The 23,433-nt window shown below is 60.7% G+C and carries 21 protein-coding genes; 11 read left to right on the forward strand and 10 right to left on the reverse strand.

Going from position 1 to position 23,433, the window contains the following annotated elements; genetic code table 11:
• Positions 1-10 precede the first annotated feature (10 nt).
• The 3 genes from JUI81_RS03840 to JUI81_RS03850 are packed head-to-tail and all read right to left on the reverse strand — an operon-like array spanning position 11 to position 2,738.
• Positions 11-880 carry a rhomboid family intramembrane serine protease gene (locus tag JUI81_RS03840; protein ID WP_019579319.1) on the reverse strand — a complete coding sequence of 290 codons (870 nt, stop codon included), beginning with the start codon at positions 878-880 and terminating at the stop codon, positions 11-13.
• A complete protein-coding gene (locus JUI81_RS03845; protein ID WP_172901237.1) occupies positions 877-1,851 on the reverse strand; it encodes a metallophosphoesterase in 975 nt (324 codons plus the stop codon). The genes JUI81_RS03840 and JUI81_RS03845 overlap by 4 nt, the downstream gene beginning before the upstream one ends.
• Positions 1,848-2,738 (reverse strand): NAD(+) kinase, encoded by an 891-nt coding sequence (locus tag JUI81_RS03850; RefSeq protein WP_007906781.1) that lies wholly within the window; start codon positions 2,736-2,738, stop codon positions 1,848-1,850. Before JUI81_RS03850 ends, JUI81_RS03845 begins: the two co-directional genes overlap by 4 nt.
• Positions 2,739-2,850: 112 nt before the next feature.
• Between JUI81_RS03850 and JUI81_RS03855 the strand changes: the two genes are divergently transcribed.
• Positions 2,851-3,801 carry a DUF1853 family protein gene (locus JUI81_RS03855; RefSeq protein ID WP_086946064.1) on the forward strand — a complete coding sequence of 317 codons (951 nt, stop codon included), beginning with the start codon at positions 2,851-2,853 and terminating at the stop codon, positions 3,799-3,801.
• 22 nt (positions 3,802-3,823) lie between these two features.
• Here JUI81_RS03855 and JUI81_RS03860 read toward each other — a convergent pair whose 3' ends face one another.
• On the reverse strand, positions 3,824-5,107 hold the full coding sequence (locus JUI81_RS03860) for an arsenic transporter (protein WP_018929615.1): 1,284 nt from the start codon (positions 5,105-5,107) through the stop codon (positions 3,824-3,826).
• Positions 5,108-5,251: 144 nt separating this feature from the next.
• Positions 5,252-5,812 carry an NADPH-dependent FMN reductase gene (locus tag JUI81_RS03865; RefSeq protein ID WP_018929616.1) on the reverse strand — a complete coding sequence of 187 codons (561 nt, stop codon included), beginning with the start codon at positions 5,810-5,812 and terminating at the stop codon, positions 5,252-5,254.
• Positions 5,813-5,996: 184 nt separating this feature from the next.
• Here JUI81_RS03865 and JUI81_RS03870 point away from each other — a divergent pair, with 184 nt between their 5' ends.
• Positions 5,997-6,233, forward strand: coding sequence for a hypothetical protein (locus tag JUI81_RS03870; protein ID WP_018929617.1), 237 nt, complete (start codon positions 5,997-5,999; stop codon positions 6,231-6,233).
• Positions 6,234-6,321: 88 nt separating this feature from the next.
• Positions 6,322-7,215: a LysR substrate-binding domain-containing protein gene (locus JUI81_RS03875; RefSeq protein ID WP_019579322.1), complete on the forward strand. Its 894-nt coding sequence runs from the start codon at positions 6,322-6,324 to the stop codon at positions 7,213-7,215.
• Here JUI81_RS03875 and JUI81_RS03880 read toward each other — a convergent pair.
• From JUI81_RS03880 to JUI81_RS03900, 5 genes are all read right to left on the reverse strand, one after another.
• Entirely contained in the window at positions 7,181-7,795 is a 615-nt protein-coding gene (locus tag JUI81_RS03880) for a GNAT family N-acetyltransferase (RefSeq protein WP_007937773.1), read from the reverse strand. The two genes, JUI81_RS03875 and JUI81_RS03880, sit on opposite strands and share 35 nt — an antisense overlap.
• A 14-nt stretch (positions 7,796-7,809) precedes the next feature.
• On the reverse strand, positions 7,810-10,065 hold the full coding sequence (locus tag JUI81_RS03885) for an Orn/Lys/Arg decarboxylase N-terminal domain-containing protein (protein ID WP_018929620.1): 2,256 nt from the start codon (positions 10,063-10,065) through the stop codon (positions 7,810-7,812).
• Positions 10,066-10,356: 291 nt separating this feature from the next.
• Positions 10,357-11,115 (reverse strand): DNA polymerase III subunit epsilon, encoded by a 759-nt coding sequence (gene dnaQ, locus JUI81_RS03890; protein WP_019579324.1) that lies wholly within the window; start codon positions 11,113-11,115, stop codon positions 10,357-10,359.
• 91 nt (positions 11,116-11,206) lie between these two features.
• Entirely contained in the window at positions 11,207-11,659 is a 453-nt protein-coding gene (gene rnhA / locus JUI81_RS03895) for a ribonuclease HI (RefSeq protein WP_003180633.1), read from the reverse strand.
• Between the two features lie 93 nt (positions 11,660-11,752).
• On the reverse strand, positions 11,753-12,511 hold the full coding sequence (locus tag JUI81_RS03900) for a methyltransferase domain-containing protein (protein ID WP_019579325.1): 759 nt from the start codon (positions 12,509-12,511) through the stop codon (positions 11,753-11,755).
• A 65-nt stretch (positions 12,512-12,576) separates the two neighbouring features.
• On the opposite strand from JUI81_RS03900, the gene gloB reads away from it, so the two are divergent.
• The 8 genes from gloB to fabI all read left to right on the forward strand — a co-directional run bounded on the left by gloB (position 12,577) and on the right by fabI (position 23,380).
• Positions 12,577-13,344, forward strand: a complete 768-nt coding sequence (gene gloB / locus JUI81_RS03905; protein WP_019579326.1) for a hydroxyacylglutathione hydrolase — start codon at positions 12,577-12,579, stop codon at positions 13,342-13,344.
• A 99-nt stretch (positions 13,345-13,443) separates the two neighbouring features.
• Complete coding sequence (locus JUI81_RS03910; RefSeq protein WP_204123763.1) at positions 13,444-14,898, forward strand: transglycosylase SLT domain-containing protein; 1,455 nt, start codon at positions 13,444-13,446, stop codon at positions 14,896-14,898.
• Positions 14,899-15,181: 283 nt separating this feature from the next.
• Positions 15,182-17,014 (forward strand): extracellular solute-binding protein, encoded by a 1,833-nt coding sequence (locus tag JUI81_RS03915; RefSeq protein WP_018929624.1) that lies wholly within the window; start codon positions 15,182-15,184, stop codon positions 17,012-17,014.
• A complete protein-coding gene (locus JUI81_RS03920; RefSeq protein WP_204123764.1) occupies positions 17,011-18,852 on the forward strand; it encodes an extracellular solute-binding protein in 1,842 nt (613 codons plus the stop codon). Before JUI81_RS03915 ends, JUI81_RS03920 begins: the two co-directional genes overlap by 4 nt.
• Before the next feature lie 4 nt (positions 18,853-18,856).
• The gene (locus JUI81_RS03925; RefSeq protein WP_018929626.1) at positions 18,857-19,930 is read left to right on the forward strand and encodes a microcin C ABC transporter permease YejB; all 1,074 of its coding nucleotides are present in this window, start codon (positions 18,857-18,859) and stop codon (positions 19,928-19,930) included.
• 1 nt (position 19,931) lies between these two features.
• Positions 19,932-20,951 carry an ABC transporter permease gene (locus JUI81_RS03930; protein WP_007906755.1) on the forward strand — a complete coding sequence of 340 codons (1,020 nt, stop codon included), beginning with the start codon at positions 19,932-19,934 and terminating at the stop codon, positions 20,949-20,951.
• A 1-nt stretch (position 20,952) separates the two neighbouring features.
• Complete coding sequence (locus JUI81_RS03935; RefSeq protein WP_018929627.1) at positions 20,953-22,563, forward strand: ABC transporter ATP-binding protein; 1,611 nt, start codon at positions 20,953-20,955, stop codon at positions 22,561-22,563.
• Positions 22,564-22,585: 22 nt separating this feature from the next.
• Positions 22,586-23,380, forward strand: a complete 795-nt coding sequence (gene fabI, locus JUI81_RS03940) for an enoyl-ACP reductase FabI (RefSeq protein WP_007937760.1) — start codon at positions 22,586-22,588, stop codon at positions 23,378-23,380.
• The last annotated feature ends 53 nt before the right edge of the window (positions 23,381-23,433 follow it).

Raw genomic sequence — 23,433 nt, forward strand, 5'->3', positions numbered from 1 at the left:
TCATAACTGTTTAGACGGCCAGTTTACGGCGGTTGTACAAACCGCCCAACAAACCGGTGAAGCATCCGATGAGTAACCCGCCGACGTGGGCCGCGTTGGCAATCTCGCCGAAGCCGATCATCGAGACCAGCCCCGACAGGCACAACAACAGCCACACCAGCATCATCACCAACACCCCTCGGGGCAGGCGATAAGCCGGGTTCGGCGACAACAGCTGGAAGATCCAGCAATGCCCGAGCAGGCCGTACAGCACCCCGGACAACCCGCCAAACAGGGTCGGGCCGCTGAAAAGGAACTGGGCATAGTTGGATACCAGGCTGAACAGCAACGTCAGGCCGATCAGGTTGATGCTGCCCTGCCGCGACTCGATGCGCCGCCCCAGTTCCCAATACCACATGCCGTTCATGGCCAGGTGCAGGATGCCGAAATGGATCAGCATCGGCGTCACCAGACGCCACCACTGCCCCGCCGCAAGGCTATCGGCCAGTGGCGTGAAATGGATGTATTCGCCGACCACGCGGAAATCGAGGAAGGTCAGCCAGCGCATCGTCTCGAGGTTTTCGCCCAGCAACGTCACCACGCCGACGATCAGGCTCAGCAACAGCACGAACGCCGTGGCCTTGCTGTGTCGCAACTGCTCGACAAAACCCGGACGTTGCAGGGTCGGCGCCACCGGGATATCCAGTTGCTGATCGGGGTCGCCGGCCGGAAAGCGTTCGTACAACGAGCGCACGTCTTCGCTGATGCTGGCCGGTACCCACAGTACCTGCTCACCCGCCTCTTCGCTGACCCGATGGGGCACTTGCATGCGCTGCAGCAGTTTGACGAACCCGCTCAAATCTACCGCCAGTGGTAGACGCAATACCGCCACCGCCGTCATTGCAACACCTCCGGCCGCTCGACGTCGACCCAGACAAATTTATGCGGGTCGAGACGGGTTTCCTGATCCAGACGATAAGCGACCAGTTTGCCGTAGAGCACCGCGCTGTAATCCAGGCACGCCAGGTTCGGGCGGATCGGCGCCGGTTTGCCGCTGCGCCAGTAGTGGCCGACGAACAGCATTGGCTCATCGATGCCGTAGCGCAGCAAGTTGTCTTTTTCGCTGGACGACAGCGGCGTGCGGGCCACCGGCTCGGGCAAGGCGTCGGGCTGGAACACGATGTCTCCGTAGGTTTGCGGGTCGTCTTCCCAGAATTTAGTGCGGAAGAACGAGCGCGTCAGGCCGTCGCCGCTGGTCATGGTCAAGCCGTGGGGCAAGCGCATGTCGGTGCCGCGCAGCAGACGATCGAACACGGTGCAGGCGAAACTGCCCGGCACCGCGGAGGCCTGGAGGAAGTGTTCGTCGATGCAACCGTCGGGGAACAACCCGCGCAACGGCTCGATCAGGCTGGCATCCCAACAGGCGTGCACCACGCGGAAACGCTCGGCATCGACGAACAATGGCAGCTTGTAGAACCATTGCAGGAAGTCGTGCCAATCCTGGGGGTGATCTTCGAACTGGGTCAGGGTTTCCTGAAGCAGTCGGGCGTGGCGCGGGGTGTGCTCGCGCACGAACTGTTTGCCGCTGCCCGGCAGCGCCGGCGTGCTCCAGCCGAGGGCGTTGAATTCATGGTTGCCCATGATGCACAGCGCCTGGCCGGCCTCGACCATGTCGTGGACGATGTGCAGCGCCTCGCGAATCCGCGGGCCGCGGTCGATGATGTCGCCGAGGAACACCGCCATGCGCGACGGATGCCGCCAGACACCTGCCTGTTTGTGGTAACCGAGCCGGTCGAGCAAGTGCTCAAGGGTCAGAGCGCAACCGTGCACGTCACCGATCAGGTCGTAGCTACGCGCGGGATCGAGCATCAGTCGCCTCCACCACCCAACTTGCTGCCCCAGCCGAGCTTGGTCCGGCAGACTTCGTAGTAGTTGTGGTCGAGTGGGTGAATCAGCCGCAGCTTCTGCGCTTTCTTGCTGATGGTGATGGTGTCACCGGGCGCGCAGGTGAAGTGGTTCTGCCCATCACAGGAGACTTGCGGGTAAATCTGCATATCTTTGGACACGACGATTTTCAGCTCACTGTTGCCATCGACCACAATCGGCCTACCCGACAAGGTATGGGGGTACATCGGCACAATCACAATAGCGTCGAGCTTGGGATGCATGATCGGGCCGCCCGCAGACAGCGCGTAAGCGGTCGAACCGGTCGGCGTGGCAACGATCAGGCCGTCGGCCTTCTGGCTGCAGACGAACTGGCCGTCGATGTACAGCTCGAACTCGATCATTCGCGTCGACTTGCCGGGGTGCAGCACTACATCGTTCAGCGCATCGCCCTGGCCGATGGCCTCGGCGTGGCGCCGGACTTCGGCTTGCAACAGGAAGCGGTTTTCCACCAGGTAATGGCCGTCGAGCACTTCGGCGACTTTGACTTCCAGCTCATCGGGGCGAATATCGGTGAGGAATCCCAGGCTGCCACGGTTGATACCGAGCACCGGGATGTTGTGCCGGGCCAGCGCCCGGGCAGCGCCCAGCAGGCTGCCGTCACCACCGACCACAATCACCATGTCACAGACTTCACCGAGCATCTTGCGCGACGAAGTTTGCAGGCCATGGCCCGGCAGGACTTCGGCGATGGTGTCTTCGAGGATCACGTGCAGGTGACGATCGAGCAGAAACCGTTTCAGTCGGCGGACGGTATCCAGCACCTGAGAACTGCCCAGGCGACCGATGATGCCGATATTACGAAATTGCTCCATGAGGCCCCTAACGCGTGTGGCGGCGAAAAACACGATTATGGGCGAAAGCGCGGCGTAGACAAAACCCTTTCAGCCACAACGGTGTGCTCTAGTTTCGGGCTATGCTCGCAAGATGATCCTATTTCCAGACTTGCTCCAGTTACCTCACCAGTTGCGCCACCCTGAAGTGCGCGACCTGGCTTGGGTCATCCTCGCGCCGCCGATGCTCGACGCCACCCCGTGGCCGCAGCGTCATCCCCTGGCCGGCAGCGATTGGGTGCAGGCGCCGGAGCGCCTGGAACACTGGCTCAGGCATCTGGATCGTGACAGTTACGATTTGCTGCACTGGCTGGCCCAGGCCAGGACCCGGCGCCTGGGTTTGTACTACGAACGGCTGTGGCAGTACGCCGTGCGGCACGCGCCGGGGATCGAGCTGATCGCCGCCAACATGCCGATCCGTCGCGAAGGCCATACCCTCGGCGAGTTGGACATGCTGCTGCGCGATCGCGATGGTGTGCATCACCTGGAACTGGCGATCAAGCTCTATCTCGGCCCGCAGAACGGTGACGGCCGTGACACCGCGCAATGGCTTGGACCGGGTTGCCATGATCGGCTGGACCGCAAACTGGAACACCTGAGCCGGCATCAACTGCCGATTTCCGCACGGGCGGAAAGCCGTGAGGTGCTGGCGTCGCTGGATATCCAGCAGTTCAGCGCGCATCTATGGCTGGGCGGTTATCTGCTCTATCCGTGGCCTGGGCAGGCCGAACCACCGAGTGGCGCACACCCTCAGCATTTACGCGGTAGCTGGCTGCACCAGAAGGATTGGGCGGAGTTTGTCGTGCAGCGTCCGTTCGGTCGCTGGCAACCCCTGCCCCGCCATGCCTGGCTGGCGCCGGCGCACTATCCCGAGGAGCAGACCTGGAGCGCTGAACAGCTGAAGGCGTGGCTGAGTGATCTGGACCCGCTGGCACCGGCGCAATTGATGGTGCGGCTGACAGAGAATGCCAAAGGGGATTGGGAAGAGGCCGAGCGGCTGTTTCTGGTGTCCGATCTTTGGCCGAATGTGCCGGGCAGTGGTTGAGCGTTTGCAGTGCCCGCCCGGTCTAGATGGATAACCGCAACGCCAAGGCCGCCAACGTCACCAACAACACCGGCACCGTCAGCACAACCCCGACCTTGAAGTAGTAGCCCCAGCCAATCCGGATATTCTTGCGCTGCAGCACATGCAGCCACAGCAAGGTCGCCAGACTGCCGATCGGGGTGATTTTCGGCCCCAGGTCGCTGCCGATGACGTTGGCGTAGATCATCGCCTCTTTCGCCACGCCGGTCGCCTGACTGGCATCGATCGAGAGCAAGCCGATCAGCACGGTCGGCAGATTGTTCATCACCGACGACAGCAACGCCGTCAGCACCCCGGTGCCCATGGCCGCGCCCCACACGCCGTAACCGGCGAAGCCATCCAGCCAACCGGCCAGATACCCGGTTAGCCCGGCGTTGCGCAGGCCATACACCACGAGGTACATCCCTAAGGAAAAAATCACGATCTGCCACGGCGCTTCTTTCATCACCTTACGCGTGGAAATCTTGTGGCCACGGGCGGCAATGGCCAGCAGCAATGCAGCGCACACCGCGGAGATCGCGCTGATCGGAATGCCCAACGGCTCAAGGGCAAAGCAGCCGAGCAGCAGAATCACCAACACCACCCAACCGGCATAAAACGTTGCAGTGTCGTGAATCGCGGTGGCCGGGTCTGCCAACTGCTCGGGATGGTAATCACGGGGGATGTCGCGACGGAAAAACACCATCAACATTGCCAGGGTCGCCGCCACGCTTACCAGATTGACCGGAATCATCACCGCGGCGTAGCGGTTGAAACTGATCTTGAAGAAGTCAGCCGAAACAATGTTCACCAGGTTCGACACCACCAGCGGCAGGCTCGCGGTGTCGGCGATGAAACCGGCCCCCATCACGAACGCCAGGGTCGCCGCCGGGGAAAAACGCAACGCCAGCAGCATGGAAATCACGATCGGCGTAAGAATCAGCGCCGCGCCGTCATTGGCGAACAACGCCGAGACCAGTGCGCCGAGCAGCACCATATAAGCAAAGAGCTTGCGCCCGCTGCCCCGCCCCCAACGGGCCACATGCAACGCGGCCCAGGCAAAGAACCCCGCCTCATCCAGCAGCAGGCTGATGATAATCAGCGCAACGAAGGTGCCAGTGGCATTCCAGATGATCTGCCATACCAGCGGAATATCGCTCAGGTGCACCACCCCGGACAGCAGTGCCAGCACCGCGCCGAATACCGCACTCCAGCCGACGCCCAGGCCTTTGGGTTGCCAGATCACCAGGGTGATGGTCAGCAAAAAAATCAACGATGCGATGAGCATATAAACCCGGTTCCAGCCCGACGGAAAAACGAAGCGCGGAATATAGGGAGGTTTGAATAGGCCGTAAAGTGAAGGTGGGATGAAATGCCCGATGCAGCAGCTGCCGAGCCTGCGAGACAGCCGCTACGAGCTAAAAGGAAGCGGTCATGGCTTTTTATGCTGCTCGACCCACTGCGCATACGCATTGATGAATTTCTGCAGGAACGGCTTGAGCGACTCCGACAACTTGCCCGCCTCGTCGAACGCTGAACCCGCGCCGCCCAGATAAGCTTCCGGCTGCTGCATGCACGGTACATTGAGAAACACCATCGACTGGCGCACATTGTGGTTGGCGCCAAATCCGCCGACGGCGCCCGGTGAAGCGCTGATCACCGCACCCGGCTTGCCGTCCCAGACACTCTGGCCATAGGGACGCGAACCGACGTCAATCGCATTCTTCAACGGCGCCGGCACCGAACGGTTGTATTCCGGGGTCACGAACAGCACCGCGTCGGATGAACGCACCTGTTGTCGGAAAGTGCTGTAGGCTGCCGGCGGTGAATCGCCATCGATGTCTTCGTTGTACAGCGGCAAATCGCCGATTTCGACGATCGTCAGCTTCAGATTGGCAGGCGCCAGCTCGGCCAGCGCCAGCGCGACCTTGCGGTTGATCGATGCTTTTCTCAGGCTGCCGACCAGAACGGCGATCTCGTAGACGTTGCTCATGGAAGATACTCGACTGTTCGATGGAAAGAGCTTCTAGTTATAGATGATCAAATGACGATTCAACCAGCGGGCGACGGAAAATCGCCGCCCCTGACTATTTTTTTCCTGTAGGAAAACTTACCTCGCCCAACCACGGTCTACAGAACCGCAAATTGAGTGATTTATCTCCAGAGGTTCTAAGCAGATGGCAGCAGTACTCGTCGGTCAGTTCCATGCAAGAGACGCGGAAGGCCGTGTTTATTCCGTGCATGAGTTCCAGGAATCCACCCTGTCGCACGACGGCCTCGCCGGCTCTGCGCCTGTCACCACCTATAAACTGGCCATTGGCGATCGGGTCAACAAACTCGACGACAACGCGTTTGTGCTGGTGCAAACCGGTGTCACCCTCATTCGCGAACCTGAAACGAACGTCGCTTCATAACCCGCTGTTATGAGCAGAAGTCATATGCGCGCACTTGAGTTAGGATTCAGTCACTGACTCCCTCACCTGCTGAACATGGACTTCACGCATGCGTTTACGTCATATCGAAGTGATCCAGGCGCTCCTGCAGACCGGTCACCTGGGCACCGCGGCCGAATGGTTGCAGTTGCCCGTGACCGAGGTTGAACGCACGTTGCGCGATGCCGAGGATCAGTTGGGTTTCATGCTGTTTGCCAGCGTGCGTGGCCGTCTGCAAGCCACGCGCGAGGCGCGGGAGTTGCAAGTCGAGATCGCCCGCGTCTACGAGGCCCTTGAGCCGGTCCAGCGACTGGCCAGCAGCCTCAAGCAATATCTGGCCCCGCCCCTGCGAATCATCTGCACCCCGCCGCTGGCGCAACAACTGTTGCCGCAGAGCATCGCGGCGCTGCGCCGACGTCTCCCCGATGCACCTTGCACCCTCCTGAGCCAACCGACCCGCGAGATTGTCAGAAGCCTGCTGCTGCGCGAAAGCGATCTGGGCCTGAGCCTGCACGACCCGGACCATGCCGATATCGATTGCCAGGTCATCGCCCAGGGCAAGCTGCAGCTATTGGCACCCCATGGCTGGCTGCAACCGAAACAGAAGTACATCTCGCTGCAAGACCTGGCCGGCCAGTCAATGGTCGGCCTTGAAGGTCACGACCCGCTCAGCCCGGCGCTGGACAACAAGCTGCATGCGCTGCGCCCTGCCCCGGTCATCCAGACCCGGGTGCAGACGCATCAAATGATGCGCAGCATGGTCGAGGCCGGTGAAGGCCTGGCGATTGTCGATCCATTTACCGCCCTCGGCGCCAAATCGGCCGGGCTCGATGCCTGCCCGCTGGCGCCTGCGGTACCGGTCAGCGTCTACGCTCTGCGCCTGAAAAACGCCGAGCCCTCTCCGGCGGTTCAGACGCTGCTGGACATCATCACGGAACAAGCCGTGGCGATGCTGGCGAGCTGATCGGTTTTTCCAGCGGGTTATCGAACAATCGATACCAGAACAATGCGACTTCGGCGGTGTTCGGGTCGATCCCGCGATAACGCAGATGATCGATCCCGCCAACCACGTAGCCACAGCGTTCATACAGCCGGCAGGCCCCAAGATTATTGTTCTGGGTTTCCAGCATGATGCCCGGCAGCTTTTTCTTGCGGCTCCAGAACTGCGCTACGTCCAGCAACGCCTTGGCCACGCCATGGCGACGCGCCGGTGCATGCACCGCCAATTCATCGATATGGGCGAAACCGTTCCAGTTGGTGCTGACCACCAGGTGGCCCACCGGCTCATCATCCAGATAGGCCATGAAAATCGCACTGTCGGCGGCGTCGCGAAAACTGCTGAACTCTTCGGGATCGATGCCGTAGCACTTGCGATACGGGGTGATTGGCGTCACTGGCCACTGCGCCACCGGCTTGCCGATTTCTGCTGCGCCATAGGCGGCGACTTCAAAACTGAAATCACTGCCCCAGATATAAGCCGCAAAACCCTCATCGGCGACACGCACCGAGAGGCCCGGGTATTTGGGATTCATGACGGGCTGCATACTCGCAAAGGTCCTCATTCCTTGATGCAATCGACGGTGTAGTGCCGTCCATTGCCCTCGTCTTCATGTTGCAAGCCATGCACATCGGCGACAAACCCGGGGAAGCTGCTGTCGAACGCCCGGGCAAACTTCAGGTAATCGATGATCGAGCGGGTCGACTCGGTGAAACGCTCGCCGGGCATGATCAACGGGATCCCCGGCGGGTATGGCACCAGCATCACTGCCGCGATCCGCCCGTCCAGGGCATCGATCGAAACGGCCTCCACTTCCCCGCGTACCAATTGATCATAGGCGTCCGCTGGCTTCATCGCGACTTCCGGCAACACCGTGTACATGCGTTTGAGGTGTTTGGCCGTGGCGTTGCTGCGATAACAGGCGTGCAATTGATCGCACAGATCGCGCAACCCCATGCCTTGATAACGGGCCATGTTCTGTTGCGCCACGCACGGCAGGCAGGTGGCCAGGCTGACGTTGGCGTCGTAGCTGCGCTTGAACTCCAGTAACTCGGTCAGTAGCGTGCTCCATTTGCCCTTGGTAATGCCCATCGAGAACAGCACCAGGAATGAATACAGCCCGGTCTTTTCCACGACCAGCCCGCGCTCCCAGAGGAACTTGCTGACTACCGCCGCCGGAATCCCGCGCGCACTCAACGCGCCGCCCGCCGTCAGCCCCGGCATCACCAGCGTGACCTTGATCGGATCGAGCAGCACATAGTCGTCAGTCACGCCGCCAAAGCCGTGCCAATCGGCGTCGGGTTGCAGCAGCCAGTCTTCGGCGGCCACTTGCTCGATGGCTTCGACCGAGGGCGGCTGCCAGATGGAAAACCACCAGTCATCGGCGGCGATATGCTGGCGCAGATTGGCCAGCGCCCGGCGAAAACTCAGGGCTTCGTCGAACATTTCCTGTAGCAGCGAACGACCGGCCGGCCCTTCCATCATCGCCGAGGCCACGTCCAGCGAGGCGATGATGCTGTACTGCGGCGAGGTCGAGATGTGCATCATGAACGCTTCGTTGAAACGATCGCGATCCAGCTGCCGTGCACCGCCGTCCTGAACGTGAATCATCGACGCCTGGCTGAACGCCGCCAGCAGTTTGTGCGTGGAATGGGTGGTAAACACCAAGGGGCTGTCTTCGCTGCGGGACGTGCCCATGCCATAACGGCCGGCGAAGAACTCGTGGAATGCCGCGTAGGCGAACCAGGCCTCGTCGAAATGCAGCACCTCGACGCTGTTGCCCAGGCTCTGTTTGATCAGTTCGGCGTTGTAACAGAGGCCGTCATAAGTCGAGTTGGTCACCACCGCCAACTTGACCTTGGGCTCGCGGCCCTGGGTCAGCGGGCTCGCGTCGATCTTGGCCTGGATTGATTCGCGGCTGAACTCACTCAACGGAATCGGGCCAATGATCCCCAGCTCATTGCGCTCCGGGCACAGGTACAGCGGAATCGCGCCGGTCATGATGATCGCGTGTAACACCGATTTGTGGCAGTTGCGATCCACCAGCACCAGATCATCGCGTGCCACCATGGAATGCCAGACGATCTTGTTGGCTGTCGAGGTGCCATTGATCACGAAAAAGGTGTGATCGGCACCGAAGTTGCGAGCCGCTCGCGCTTCCGCCTCGGCCAAGGGACCGGTGTGATCGAGCAGCGAACCTAGTTCCGGTACCGACACCGACAAATCCGAACGCAGGGTGTTTTCCCCGAAAAACTGGTGAAACGCCTGCCCCACCGGGCTCTTGTGATACGCCACGCCGCCGCCATGCCCCGGCGTGTGCCAGGAATAATTGGAGTCGGCGGTGTGCTGCACCAGCGCCTTGAAGAACGGCGGCAACAGACCGTCCAGGTACTTGCGCGCCGCACGGGCAACCTGACGGGCAAGGAATGGCACGGTGTCTTCGAACAAATAGAGAATGCCGCGCAGCTGATTGAGCTCGGCCATGGCGTCAGCCGGGGCGTTTTCCAGGGTGACCTGTTCACCCAGGGCGAAGATCGGCAGGTCCGGCGCCCGAACCCGCGCCAGGCGGATCAGTTCGGCCATGTTGTGCAGAAGATGCGCGTGGGTGCTGGCGTCTTCGGCGGCAATCAACATGCAGGCAAGGCCGTGATGGGTCGAGGCGACCAGACGCCCCTCGGTGTAATCGACTGCTGAAACGATACTGAAACCTTCCTGCTCCAGCTCCCGGGCAATGCCACGCACACGATCACCGGCAACGGTGTCGGCCTTGATGTCGCGGTGGACGATCAGGACCGGGAATTTCAAATCTTTATACATGAGGCTCGGCGTCCTGAAGCGGCAGATCGTGGCCTGCCAATCACCTCAGGGTAGAGGGTTGGAGCGCATGTGGCGAGGGGGATGCCCTGAAGTGGGCCGGCCGGCGCACCATCATGTGGCCAGCAAACTCGGTGTCGAGAAAGATACCTGTGGCGAGGGAGCTTGCTCCCGTTGGGCTGCGAAGCGCCCCCCCTGCATTCGCTCGGAACCATATTGGCAGGATTTGCGACTGCTGCGCAGTCGAGCGGGAGCAAGCTCCCTCGCCACAAAAAACCTTCCGCTCGAAGGGACTCAGGCCTGGGCCTTGGCCTCGGCCAATTGCTGCCACAGCGACGGCGCGCCGGCGGATTTGGCAATGGCTTCCAGGCGCGCAACGTGCTGAGCCAGATCCTCTTCACTGGCGCGGATGATCCGGGTCGGCTGACGATCGGCCGGCAGACGACGGATTTCCGTGGCGGAATTATCGGCACCTTCGCCCGAACCGTTGCCATCGGACGCGTTACCGGCCAGCGACAGGCTGGTCTGGCCGCCGGTCATGGTCAGGTAAACGTCGGCGAGAATCTCGGAGTCGAGCAAGGCGCCGTGCAGTTCACGGCCGGAGTTGTCGACGCCATAGCGTTTGCACAAGGCGTCGAGGCTGTTGCGCTGCCCCGGGTGACGTTCCCGGGCCATTATCAGGGTGTCGAGGATCGTGCAGTGCTGTGTGATGTCCGCGCGATCGTGCTGGCCCATCAGGGCAAATTCGTTGTTGATGAAGCCAACGTCGAACGCCGCGTTATGGATGATCAGCTGTGCGCCCTTGATGAACTCGAAAAATTCATCGGCCACTTCAGTGAAACGCGGCTTGCCCACCAGAAATTCGTTAGTGATGCCGTGGACGCCAATGGCGCCTTCATCACTCTCGCGATCCGGTTGCAGGTAAACGTGAAAATGCCGGCCGGTCAGGCGCCGACCGAGCAACTCGACACAACCGATTTCGATAATCCGGTGGCCGTCGGTCACCGGCATGCCGGTGGTTTCGGTATCGAGTACAACGGATCTGGTGGCCATCAGTGCTCAGCTCTCAACGGGTCAATCGTGCAAAAGCGGCGATGTTAACACGCTCGCGTGGGTCTTTCAGATAGACCGCGTTACGCCGGAATCAAGCCTGCTTGTACCCGCGCACTTCATCCACGCCACGGTTGGCCAGTTGGTCGGCCCGTTCGTTGCCATGATGGCCGATATGCCCGCGTACCCATTTCCAGGTGACGTTGTGGCGGTTGACCTGCTCGTCGAGCAGTTTCCACAGGTCGGCGTTTTTCACTGGTTCCTTCGCGGCGGTTTTCCAGCCGCGTTTCTTCCAGTTGGCCATCCACTCGTTGATGCCTTTCATCACGTACTGGGAGTCGGTCACCAGCAGCACGTCGCAAGAACGCTTGAGCTCTTCCAGGCCACGGATCGCCCCCATCAGCTCCATGCGGTTGTTGGTGGTGTTGGCTTCGCCGCCCCAGAGTTCTTTTTCGACGCCCTTGCACACCAGCAACGCGCCCCAGCCGCCTGGGCCAGGATTGCCCTTGCAGGCGCCATCGGTGAAGAGTTCTACGCTATCGCTCATGCCAATCTATCCAGAAAATGCGCTGGCTCGCCGATCGGTGACCGACGATGCCCGAGGCCGGGGCATACCCGGCCGGGAATATAAAAAAGTGTATTACGGTTCGATGTGACGACGATTGACCTTGGCCATCGGCAACGGAATCAGCTTGCCCATCGGTTCGCGCCGTACCTGGCGCACCGGCCGCAGCCCCACCACGATCTTGCGCGCGACTAATAAATAGAAGCCGCCACCCGACAATTGCCAGTCACCGGCCTTGCGCTCCCAACCGGCCAGACGAGCTTGCCAGGCAGGTGACGCAAGCGGCGGACGATAGCACCCGAAGCGGCGTTTCTCCAGCGCGAAGCCCAGCAGGTTCAGCCAGTCGCTGACCCGCGACGGCGAAATGCAGCGCGCCTTGCGCAAGGCGTCATGGGCGAACACATGACGCAGGCCCCAACTGCTCCAGGGGTTGATCCCGATAATCAGCAGATGCCCGCCGGGGCGCACACTGCTCGCCGCTTCGCGCAACAAGCCGTGGGGCGACAGGCAGAAATCCAGCCCATGCTGCAACACCACCACATCGGCGGCATGCTCGCTCAAGGGCCAAGCCTGCTCTTCGCAGACGATCTCGACCCCCGGCAACGGCGCGCCGAGTCGCACATTGCGCTGCACCTGCGGCGCCGACGGTGGCGTCTGTGCCGAGGGACCGTAATGCACCAGATAGCCGCCGAAGAAGCGCCCCAACTCGTCTTCGAGCATGCGTCGTTCTTCGTCCAGCAAAAATTGCCCGATGGGACCGGACAGCCAGTCACGAGCCGCGCTGATCAATGCCAGCCAGTCAGGATCAGCCTGAGCGAACGCTTTATCGGTCATTGCATTCTCCAACGCGCCAGGAAGCTCTAAGATGCGCCAATGTTTTCCGCTTGGCGAATCCGACGATGATACAGATCAGTGCCCTGCCCGCCTTCACCGACAACTACATCTGGTTGTTACAAGACCACAGCACCCAGCGCTGTGCCGTAGTCGATCCGGGCGATGCCGCGCCCGTAGAGGCGTGGCTCGCGGCGCACCCGGGTTGGGTGTTAAGCGATATTCTGATCACTCATCACCATCATGACCATGTCGGCGGCGTCGAGCGGCTGAAAAAAGCGACAGACGCAACCGTCTATGGCCCGGCCAGCGAGACCATCCCGGCACGGGACGTGGCCCTCAAGGACAGCGACCGGATCAACGTGCTGGGCTGGGACCTCGATGTCATCACAGTACCGGGCCATACCCTGGGGCATATCGCCTATTACCACCGTGGTCATTTGTTTTGCGGCGACACCCTGTTCGCTGCCGGTTGCGGACGCTTGTTCGAAGGCACGCCCGAGCAAATGCATCACTCGCTGAGCCGCCTCGCGGCGCTTCCCGAAGACACGCTGGTCTACTGCACCCACGAGTACACCCTGAGCAATCTGAAGTTTGCCGTGGCGGTCGAACCGGGCAATCCCGACACCCTCGAACGACTGGCCAAAGTCACCCGTCAACGGGAAGCCGGAATCATGACGCTGCCTTCGACCCTGGCGCTGGAAAAGCTCACCAATCCGTTTTTGCGTACCGGCGAAACATCCGTTAAAGAAAAAGTGGACGAACGGAATGGAACCGAAAACCGGGCGCCGAGTGCGGTCTTTGCTGCATTGCGGGCTTGGAAAGATACGTTCTAAGCTGCCTGCGCAATGGTACAAAAATTCTGAATGGTTGACCGCAGGGGGTGTGCTTTCTAGAATCGCCCGACATTTTCGCCCGGAACTTACTTCCAGCCAATGTCGTCACCTATTCGTAAAGCCACCAATTCAGACGCATTGACCCGCTTGGCTCAAGCCATCGCGGTGGCTGTGTCCGCCACTTTGGCGGGCTGTTCAAGCCATGTGCCGCAGACCGAAGCGACACACACACCGAATATCGCCGCGCGAGCCAAGCAAAAACCAATCTGGCTCAGCGAAAAACCAACACCGCAAGTTCCCCAGGACGTCTGGGAGCGCATGCGCCAGGGCTTCCAGTTGCAGGACAACCTGGGCGTCAACCCGCGCATCGAGCAGCAGCGCCTGTGGTTCGCCAGTAACCCGTCCTTCCTCGAAAACGCCGGCGAACGCGGCAGCCTCTACATTCACTACATCGTCGAACGCCTTGAAGAACGCAACATGCCGCTGGAACTGGCGCTGTTGCCAGTCATTGAAAGCGCCTACAACCCGATGGCCTATTCCCGAGCCGACGCGGTGGGTCTTTGGCAATTCATTCCTTCCACCGGGCGTTACTTCAACCTGCGTCAAACCCGTTTCTATGATGGCCGTCGCGATATCACCGCCTCGACCACCGCGGCCATGGATTACCTGACCCGCCTGCACGACATGTTCAACGGTGACTGGCTATTGGCCCTGGCGGCCTACAACGCCGGCGAAGGCACGGTCAGCCGGGCCATCGAGCGCAACGAGAAGCTCGGTCTTCCAACCGACTATTGGAACCTGCCGCTGCCAGCGGAAACCCAGGCCTATGTGCCGAAGCTGCTGGCTCTGTCGCAAGTGGTGTTGGCGCCCGATGCCTATGGTGTGAACCTCAAGTCGATCGCCAACGAACCGTACTTCCAGGTCGTCGAAATCAACCAGCGCATGGACCTGTCCAAGGTTGCCGCGGTGGCCAACATCGACGAAGACGAACTGTTCCAGCTCAACCCGGCCTTCAAGCAACGCACTACCATCGACGGTCCCCAGCATCTGCTGGTGCCGACGTCCAAGGCGCAACTGCTGACTGCCAGCCTGTCGACCATGCGTCCTGAAGAGCTGATCAGCCAGCGGCCGCTCAAGCCGGTGTTCGAAGGTGCCGACGACAACGAAATCGCCAGCATCAAGCGCGCCTACCGGGTCAAGCGCGGAGAAAATCTGGCCTCCATTGCCAGGGCCAACAAGGTTGACGTCAAGGACCTGCAACGCTGGAACAAGCTGAACGGCAAGAACATCAAGGTCGGCCAGACCCTTGTGATGCAGGACACCACCAAGCGCAGCGGCGGTCGCATCAACACTGTCGTGGCGGCGAACAGCAAAACCAGCGGCAAGTCGGACAAACAGAAGCCGCAGACCCAGTACAAGGTCCAGCAAGGCGACTCGTTGTACATGGTTGCCAAACGTTTCAATGTCGAAATGCAACACCTCAAGCGCTGGAACCCTCGGGTAGGCCAGGCGCTGAAGCCGGGTCAGATGCTGACGGTTTCTTCCCCGCATTAAACAGCACGCCCTGCCTAGGGGCTTTTGTGGCGAGGGGGCTTGCCCCCGTTGGGATGCGAAGCAGCCCCCTCAACCTGCAACGGGTTTCTTCTGACAGACAGCGCGCACCGGTTTCACGACTGCTTCGCAGCCGAACGGGGGCAAGCCCCCTCGCCACAGGTATCGCGCTTGCAGGCCAATCCCCTAACAATTAATCGCACATTAAGCCCCGTCTTTTTCCTGTCGATACAAGCTGTTACTGTACGGCCCACAAAGCCCAAGCCGCCTGGATCGGATCTCTGACTTGAAGCGTCCCCTCCTCCTGCTCCTGATCAGCCTGGCCTTGAGCTCCCCCGCAAGCGCGACGATCAGCGAAAGCCACGGTTATGCGCAGTTCGGCACGCTCAAGTACCCGGCCAGATTTACCCACTTCGACTGGGTCAACCCGCAAGCGCCCAAGGGCGGTACGTTGCGGGTGATGGCGTTTGGCACCTTCGATACGCTCAACCCTTACACCTTCAAAGGTTCGAGCCCGGTTTCCACGGCCAACTTCCTGCAATACGGCATCAACGAACTCAACGAACCGCTGATGGTCGGCACCGGCCAGTACGCGCCGTCGGGCGATGAGCCAACGTCCAGTTATGGCCTGATCGCCCAATCGGTGGAATACAGCGAGGACCGCAGTTGGGTGGTGTTCAACCTGCGCCCCGAAGCGCGCTTCCACGATGGCACGCCGATCACCGCTTACGATGTCGCGTTTTCTTACCGTCTGCTGCTCAAGGAAGGTCATCCGCAATACCGCACCAACCTCCAGGAAGTGTCGCGGGTCGACATCCTCAACCCGCAGCGCATTCGCTTCGTCTTCAAGCGCTCCGGCAATCCGTTGCTGATCCTGCGCCTGGGCGAGTTGCCGGTGCTGCCCCAGCATTACTGGAAAGATCGCGATTTCAAGGCCACCACCTTCGAACCGCCATTGGGCAGCGGGCCGTATCGCATCACTTCGGTAACCCCTGGGCGGCAGATCGTCTTCGAGCGGGTCAAGGATTACTGGGGCAAGGACCTGCCGGTCAATCGCGGCAAGTACAACGTCGATCGCATGGAAGTCGAGTTCTACCGTGACAGCGACGTGGCCTTCGAAGCGTTCAAGGCCGGCGAGTTCGACATCTACATCGAGCATCAGGCGAAAAACTGGGACAACGGCTACGACTTCCCGGCCGTGCGCCGTGGCGAGGTGATCAAGGCGCAGATCCCGCACCAGATCCCGACCCAGAGCCAGGGCCTGTTCATGAACACTCGGCGGTCGACCTTCGCCCAGATCAAGGTCCGTGAAGCGCTGGGGCTGATGTTCGATTTCGAGTGGACCAACCGCACGCTGTTCAGTGGCGCCTACACACGCGCCATGAGTTACTACCCCAACAGCGAGTTCTCTGCCACGGGACTGCCGGTCGGCCACGAGTGGCTGTTGCTCAAGCCCTATCGCGATCAGTTGCCCGCCAAGCTGCTCACCGAGCCGTTCAGCCTGCCGCAGACTGAAGGCCGCGGCATTCCGCGCGAAACCATGCGCAAGGCCTTGGGCCTGCTCGCCGAAGCCGGCTGGAAGCTCAATGGCCAGCGGCTGCAGAACAGCATCGGCCAACCGCTACGCTTCGAGATCCTGCTGGTCAACCCGAACCTGGAGCGGATCCTTCAGCCTTACGTCGAGAACCTCGCCAGCATCGGTATCGACGCACGGCTGCGCACGGTCGATCGCGCCCAGTACAAACAGCGCCTCGATCAATTCGATTTCGACATGATCCTGATGACCCTCAACCAGACCCTCAGCCCGGGCCTGGAACAATGGCAGTACTTCCACTCCAGCCAGGTCGGGATCAAGGGCAGCAAGAACTACGCAGGCATCGCCGACCCGGTGGTCGACCATTTGCTCGAACAACTGCTCGGCGCCCAGACCCGGGATGAACAAGTCGCCGCCGGCAAGGCGCTCGACCGGGTGCTGCTATGGCAGCACTACATCATTCCCAACTGGTACCTCAATTATCACCGCTTGGCCTACCGCAACCGGTTCGCCTTCGTCACCACGCCGCCCTACACCCTGGGCCTGAGCGCGTGGTGGCTGAAATCTTCGGAGAAAGATCAATGACTCCCTTACGCGCCCTGCTCTTGCAGGCCAGCGGTCTGTTGTTCGCCGGGCTGGCCTGCGCCGCCCCGCAACACGCCCTGACCCTGTACAACGAGCCGCCGAAATACCCAGCCGACTTCAAGCACTTCGATTACGTAAACCCCGACGCGCCGAAGGGCGGGATCTTCCGTCAGGCCGGGTTCGGAGGCTTCGACAGCCTCAATCCGTTCATCAGCAAAGGCGTGCCGGCCGACGACATCAGCATGATCTACGACACCCTGGCCAAACAGGGTCTCGATGAGCCGTTCACTCAATATGGCTTGATCGCAGGCAAAATCGAAAAAGCCCCGGACAACACCTGGGTGCGCTTCTATCTGCGCCCCGAAGCACGTTTCCACGACGGCCACCCTGTGCGCGCCGAAGACGTGGTGTTCAGCTTCCAGACCCTGATCAAGGAAGGTGCCCCGCTCTACCACGGCTATTACAGCGACGTGGAGGAAGCGATCGCCGAAGACCCGCTCAAAGTGCTGTTCAAGTTCAAGCACAACAACAACCGCGAATTGCCAATGATCCTCTGCCAGTTGCCGGTGCTGCCCAAACATTGGTGGGCCACCCGTGACTTCAATAAGGGCAACCTGGAACTACCGCTGGGCAGCGGCCCGTACAAAGTCACCGAAGTGAAAGCCGGGCGCTCCGTGCGATATGAACGGGTCAAGGATTACTGGGGCAAGGACCTGCCGGTCAATCGCGGGTTCTACAACTTCGACGTGATGACCACTGACTATTACCGCGACAACACCGTTGCACTGGAAGCACTCAAGGCCGGTCAGTTCGACTACTGGCTGGAAATATCCGCGAAAAACTGGGCCAAGGCCTACAACATTCCGGCGGTGACCGAAGGGCGGCTGATCAAGGAAGAAATCCCCAACGGCAACCCCACCGGCATGCAAGGCTTCGTGTTCAACCTGCGTCGTCCGGTGTTCCAGGATGTGCGCGTGCGCCAGGCGCTGTCCCTGTTGCTGGACTTCGAGTGGACTAACAAGCAACTGTTCAACGGCGCCTACGTGCGTACCCGCAGTTACTTCGAAAACTCGGAAATGGCCGCCACCGGCCTGCCGGACGCCGATCAACTGGCGATTCTCGACCCGTTCCGCGGCAAGATTCCCGAGCAAGTGTTCAGCGAGGCGTTCCAGAACCCGCTGACCGACGCCAGCGGCATGATCCGCACCCAGCAGCGCAAAGCCTATCAACTGCTGCAAGAGGCCGGCTGGCGGATCGTCGACGACAAGATGGTCGACGCCACCGGCAAACCGGTGACCATCGAGTTCCTGCTGGCCCAGACCGAGTTCGAGCGGGTGCTGCTGCCGTTCAAGCGCAACCTCAGCGACCTGGGCATCGATCTGGTGATCCGTCGGGTCGACGTCTCGCAATACATCAACCGCGTACGCTCCCGGGACTTCGACATGATCGTCGGCAGTTTCCCGCAATCCAACTCGCCGGGTAACGAACAGCGCGAGTTCTGGATGACCGCCGCCGCCGACAAACCCGGCAGCCGCAATTCCATGGGCCTTAAAGACCCGGTGGTGGACCAATTGGTCGAGCAACTGATCAACGCCGATTCGCGCAAAAGCCTGGTGGCCCACGCCCGGGCGCTGGACCGGGTGCTGCAATGGGGCTATTACGTGATCCCCAACTGGCACATCAAGACCTGGCGCGTGGCGTACTGGAACCACATCGGCCACCCGAAGGTTTCGCCCAAATATGACATCGGCATCAATACCTGGTGGGTCAAGCCCGACGCGACACCTGCGATAGAAGTCGAAACCAAACTGCAAGCCGACCCTGCGGGCACGGAGTAATCAGATGCTGGCGTATATTTTTCGGCGACTGCTGCTGATCATCCCGACCCTGTTTGGCATTCTGCTGATCAACTTCGTGATCATCCAGGCCGCCCCCGGTGGGCCGGTGGAACAGATGATCGCCAAACTCGAAGGCTTCGAAGGCGCCACCAGCCGCATTGCCGGCGGCGGTGCCGAAGTGTCGGTGGCCGGCTCGGCCTATCGTGGGGCGCAAGGCCTGGACCCGGCGCTGGTCAAGGAAATCGAGCACATGTACGGCTTCGACAAATCGGCGCCGGAACGCTTGTGGATCATGATCAAGAACTACGCCACCCTGGATTTCGGCGACAGCTTCTTCCGCGACGCCAAGGTCATCGACCTGATCAAGGAAAAGATGCCGGTATCGATCTCCCTCGGGCTGTGGAGCACGCTGATCATGTACCTGGTGTCGATCCCGTTGGGGATCGCCAAGGCGACGCGACACGGCAGCCACTTCGATGTGTGGACCAGTTCGGCGATCATCGTCGGTTACGCGATCCCGGCGTTCCTGTTCGCCATCCTGCTGATTGTGGTGTTCGCCGGCGGCAGCTATTTCGACTGGTTCCCGCTACGGGGCCTGACCTCGAACAACTTTGATGAGCTCAGCACCGGCGGCAAGATCCTCGATTATTTCTGGCACCTGGCTCTGCCGGTCACTGCACTGGTGATCGGCCACTTCGCGACCATGACCCTGCTGACCAAAAACAGCTTCCTCGACGAAATCAACAAGCAATACGTGGTCACCGCCAAAGCCAAGGGCCTGACCCGTCACCGCGTGCTCTACGGCCATGTGTTTCGCAACGCGATGCTGTTGGTGATCGCCGGTTTCCCTTCAGCGCTCATCGGGATCTTCTTCACCGGCTCATTGCTGGTGGAAGTGATCTTCTCCCTCGACGGCCTCGGCCTGATGAGTTTCGAAGCAGCGATCAACCGCGACTACCCGATCGTCTTCGGCACGCTGTTCATCTTCACGCTGCTGGGGCTGGTGCTGAAGCTGATCGGCGACCTCACGTACACCCTTGTCGATCCGCGCATCGACTTCGAAAGCCGGGAGCATTGAGATGAACCTGTCCCCTCTCAATCGCCGACGTTTCGAGCTGTTCAAGGCCAACAAGCGTGGCTGGTGGTCGTTGTGGCTGTTTCTGATTCTGTTCGGCGCAAGCCTCGGCGCCGAGCTGATCGCCAACGACAAACCACTGGTGGTGCATTACGACAACGCCTGGTACTTCCCGGCGCTCAAGCGCTATCCGGAAACCGCGTTCGGCGGCGAATTCCCGCTGGAAGCCAACTACAAGAGCCCGTACATCCGCGAACTGCTCAAGGCCAAGGACGCCTGGGTGGTGTGGGCGCCAATCCCCTACAGCTACCAGAGCATCAACTACGACCTGAAAGTCCCGGCCCCCGCGCCGCCGTCCGCCGACAACCTGCTGGGCACCGATGACCAGGGCCGCGACGTGTTGGCCCGGGTGATTTACGGTTTCCGGATTTCGGTGCTGTTCGCTTTGACGCTGACCATTCTCAGCTCGATCATCGGCGTGATCGCCGGTGCCTTGCAGGGTTTTTATGGTGGCTGGGTCGACCTGGCCGGGCAGCGTTTTCTGGAGATCTGGTCCGGGCTGCCGGTGCTGTACCTGCTGATCATCCTTGCCAGTTTCGTGCAGCCGAACTTCTGGTGGCTGCTGGGGATCATGCTGCTGTTCTCTTGGATGAGCCTGGTGGATGTGGTGCGCGCCGAGTTCCTGCGCGGGCGGAATCTGGAATACGTACGCGCGGCCCGGGCGCTGGGCATGCAGAATGGTGCGATCATGTTCCGCCACATTTTGCCCAACGCCATGGTCTCGACCATGACCTTCATGCCATTCATCCTGACCGGCGCCATCGGCACGCTGACCGCCCTCGACTTCCTCGGCTTCGGTTTGCCGCCGGGCGCCCCGTCGCTGGGTGAGTTGGTGGCCCAGGGCAAATCCAACCTGCAAGCGCCGTGGCTCGGTATGAGTGCGTTTGCGGTGCTGGCGTTGATGTTGAGTTTGCTGGTATTCATCGGCGAGTCCGCTCGCGATGCCTTCGACCCGAGGAAGTGAAATGAATCAGGACAATCTGATCGAAGTGCGCGACCTGGCCGTCGAATTTGTCGTTGGCGAGCACGTTCAGCGGGTGGTCGAAGGCGTCAGCTTCGACATCAAGCGCGGCGAAACCCTGGCGCTGGTGGGTGAAAGCGGCTCCGGCAAATCGGTGACCGCCCACTCGATCCTGCGGCTGCTGCCCTATCCGCTCGCCCGGCATCCGTCCGGCACCATCACCTATTCCGACCGAAACCTGCTGGAGCTGAAAGAGAAAACCATCCGCCATATCCGCGGCAACCGGATCGCGATGATCTTTCAAGAGCCGATGACCTCGCTCAATCCCCTGCATTCGATCGAGAAGCAGATCAACGAGGTATTGGGCATCCACAAGGGCCTGACCGGCAAAGTCGCGACCAGGCGCACGCTGGAGCTGCTGGAGATGGTCGGCATCCCGGAACCCGAGAAGCGTCTCAAGGCCCTGCCCCACGAATTGTCCGGTGGCCAGCGCCAACGGGTAATGATCGCCATGGCCCTGGCCAACGAGCCGGAACTGCTGATCGCCGACGAACCGACCACCGCGCTGGACGTGACTGTTCAGCTGAAAATCCTCGAATTGCTCAAGGAATTGCAGGCCCGCCTGGGCATGGCGCTGTTACTGATCAGTCACGATTTGAACCTTGTACGAAGAATTGCGCATCGCGTATGTGTCATGCAGCGCGGTTGCATCGTCGAACAGGCATCGTGCGAAGAATTGTTCCGCGCGCCGCAGCATCCGTACACCCGGGAACTGCTGGCAGCGGAGCCCAGCGGCAAGCCTGCGACCAATGTAATTGGCCCGCCATTGCTGCAAGTCGAGGATCTGAAAGTCTGGTTCCCGATCAAGAAAGGCTTTCTGAAAAAGACCGTCGACCACATCAAGGCGGTGGACGGCATCAATTTCAGCCTGCCCCAGGGACAGACCCTGGGGATTGTGGGAGAAAGCGGTTCCGGCAAGTCGACGCTCGGTTTGGCGATTTTGCGGCTGATCGGCAGCAAAGGGGCAATCCGTTTTGAAGGCAAGCAGCTAGACTGCCTGACGCAGCAACAGGTTCGGCCGCTGCGGCGGGAAATGCAGGTGGTGTTCCAGGACCCTTTCGGCAGCCTGAGCCCACGGATGTGCGTGAGCCAGATCGTCGGCGAAGGCCTGCGGATCCACAAGATGGGCACCGAGGCCGAGCAGGAACAAGCGATTATTGCGGCACTCAAGGAGGTAGGCCTGGATCCGGAAACCCGGCACCGCTACCCCCATGAATTTTCCGGTGGGCAGCGGCAGAGAATCGCCATTGCCCGGGCTTTAGTGCTAAAACCGGCGTTGATTCTGCTGGACGAGCCGACTTCGGCCCTCGACCGCACCGTGCAACGCCAAGTGGTGGAGCTGCTACGTTCACTGCAAACCAAGTACAACCTGACGTATTTGTTTATCAGCCATGACCTGGCTGTCGTCAAAGCGCTGAGCCACCAGCTGATGGTGGTCAAGCATGGCCAAGTGGTCGAACAGGGAGACGCGCAAAGTATCTTTGCCGCCCCCCAACATCCGTATACACAGCAGTTGCTGGAAGCCGCTTTTCTGGCACCAGCCACTGCGCAATAAACCTGAAAGAGAGGAGCAACACATGGGTTTTCTCGCCGGTAAGCGCGTACTGATCGTCGGTGTCGCCAGCAAGCTGTCCATCGCATCCGGCATCGCTGCCGCCATGCATCGCGAGGGCGCTGAGCTTGCCTTCACTTATCAGAACGACAAACTCAAGGGTCGTGTCGAAGAGTTCGCACAAGGCTGGGGTTCGAGCCCTGAGCTGTGCTTCCCGTGCGACGTGGCCAGCGATGCCGAAATCGCCAAGGTCTTCGAAGAGTTGAGCAAGAAGTGGGACGGCCTGGACTGCATCGTGCACTCCGTCGGCTTCGCCCCGGGCGACCAACTGGACGGCGACTTCACCGAAGCCACCACCCGTGAAGGTTTCCGCATCGCTCACGACATCAGCGCCTACAGCTTCGTGGCCCTGGCCAAGGCTGGTCGCGAAATGATGAAAGGCCGCAATGGCAGCCTGCTGACCCTGTCGTACCTGGGCGCCGAGCGCACCATGCCGAACTACAACGTCATGGGCATGGCCAAGGCTTCCCTGGAAGCCGGCGTACGTTACCTGGCCGGCTCCCTGGGCCCGGACGGCACCCGCGTCAACTGCGTATCGGCTGGCCCGATCCGCACCCTCGCCGCTTCCGGCATCAAGAACTTCCGCAAAATGCTGGCCGCCAACGAAGCGCAAACCCCGCTGCGTCGTAACGTCACCATCGAAGAAGTCGGCAACGCCGGCGCTTTCCTGTGCTCGGACCTGGCGTCCGGCATCAGCGGCGAAATCATGTACGTAGACGGCGGCTTCAACACCACCGCCATGGGCAACATCGAAGAGTGATCTTCGGTTAGCCGTTAAAAAACCCGCCATTTCTGGCGGGTTTTTTTATGCCT

The organism is Pseudomonas sp. 008 (genome assembly GCF_016861935.1).
GTDB lineage: Bacteria > Pseudomonadota > Gammaproteobacteria > Pseudomonadales > Pseudomonadaceae > Aquipseudomonas.

Excerpts from the sequence above, each read along its gene's own strand:
- JUI81_RS03840 (WP_019579319.1), bottom strand. The coding sequence starts at position 880 with ATGACGGCGGTGGCGGTATTGCGTCTACCACTGGCGGTAGATTTGAGC.
- JUI81_RS03850 (WP_007906781.1), bottom strand. The coding sequence starts at position 2,738 with ATGGAGCAATTTCGTAATATCGGCATCATCGGTCGCCTGGGCAGTTCT.
- JUI81_RS03855 (WP_086946064.1), top strand. The coding sequence starts at position 2,851 with ATGATCCTATTTCCAGACTTGCTCCAGTTACCTCACCAGTTGCGCCAC.
- JUI81_RS03860 (WP_018929615.1), bottom strand. The coding sequence starts at position 5,107 with ATGCTCATCGCATCGTTGATTTTTTTGCTGACCATCACCCTGGTGATC.
- JUI81_RS03865 (WP_018929616.1), bottom strand. The coding sequence starts at position 5,812 with ATGAGCAACGTCTACGAGATCGCCGTTCTGGTCGGCAGCCTGAGAAAA.
- JUI81_RS03870 (WP_018929617.1), top strand. The coding sequence starts at position 5,997 with ATGGCAGCAGTACTCGTCGGTCAGTTCCATGCAAGAGACGCGGAAGGC.
- JUI81_RS03875 (WP_019579322.1), top strand. The coding sequence starts at position 6,322 with ATGCGTTTACGTCATATCGAAGTGATCCAGGCGCTCCTGCAGACCGGT.
- JUI81_RS03880 (WP_007937773.1), bottom strand. The coding sequence starts at position 7,795 with ATGCAGCCCGTCATGAATCCCAAATACCCGGGCCTCTCGGTGCGTGTC.
- JUI81_RS03885 (WP_018929620.1), bottom strand. The coding sequence starts at position 10,065 with ATGTATAAAGATTTGAAATTCCCGGTCCTGATCGTCCACCGCGACATC.
- dnaQ (WP_019579324.1), bottom strand. The coding sequence starts at position 11,115 with ATGGCCACCAGATCCGTTGTACTCGATACCGAAACCACCGGCATGCCG.
- rnhA (WP_003180633.1), bottom strand. The coding sequence starts at position 11,659 with ATGAGCGATAGCGTAGAACTCTTCACCGATGGCGCCTGCAAGGGCAAT.
- JUI81_RS03900 (WP_019579325.1), bottom strand. The coding sequence starts at position 12,511 with ATGACCGATAAAGCGTTCGCTCAGGCTGATCCTGACTGGCTGGCATTG.
- gloB (WP_019579326.1), top strand. The coding sequence starts at position 12,577 with ATGATACAGATCAGTGCCCTGCCCGCCTTCACCGACAACTACATCTGG.
- JUI81_RS03910 (WP_204123763.1), top strand. The coding sequence starts at position 13,444 with ATGTCGTCACCTATTCGTAAAGCCACCAATTCAGACGCATTGACCCGC.
- JUI81_RS03920 (WP_204123764.1), top strand. The coding sequence starts at position 17,011 with ATGACTCCCTTACGCGCCCTGCTCTTGCAGGCCAGCGGTCTGTTGTTC.
- JUI81_RS03925 (WP_018929626.1), top strand. The coding sequence starts at position 18,857 with ATGCTGGCGTATATTTTTCGGCGACTGCTGCTGATCATCCCGACCCTG.
- JUI81_RS03930 (WP_007906755.1), top strand. The coding sequence starts at position 19,932 with ATGAACCTGTCCCCTCTCAATCGCCGACGTTTCGAGCTGTTCAAGGCC.
- JUI81_RS03935 (WP_018929627.1), top strand. The coding sequence starts at position 20,953 with ATGAATCAGGACAATCTGATCGAAGTGCGCGACCTGGCCGTCGAATTT.
- fabI (WP_007937760.1), top strand. The coding sequence starts at position 22,586 with ATGGGTTTTCTCGCCGGTAAGCGCGTACTGATCGTCGGTGTCGCCAGC.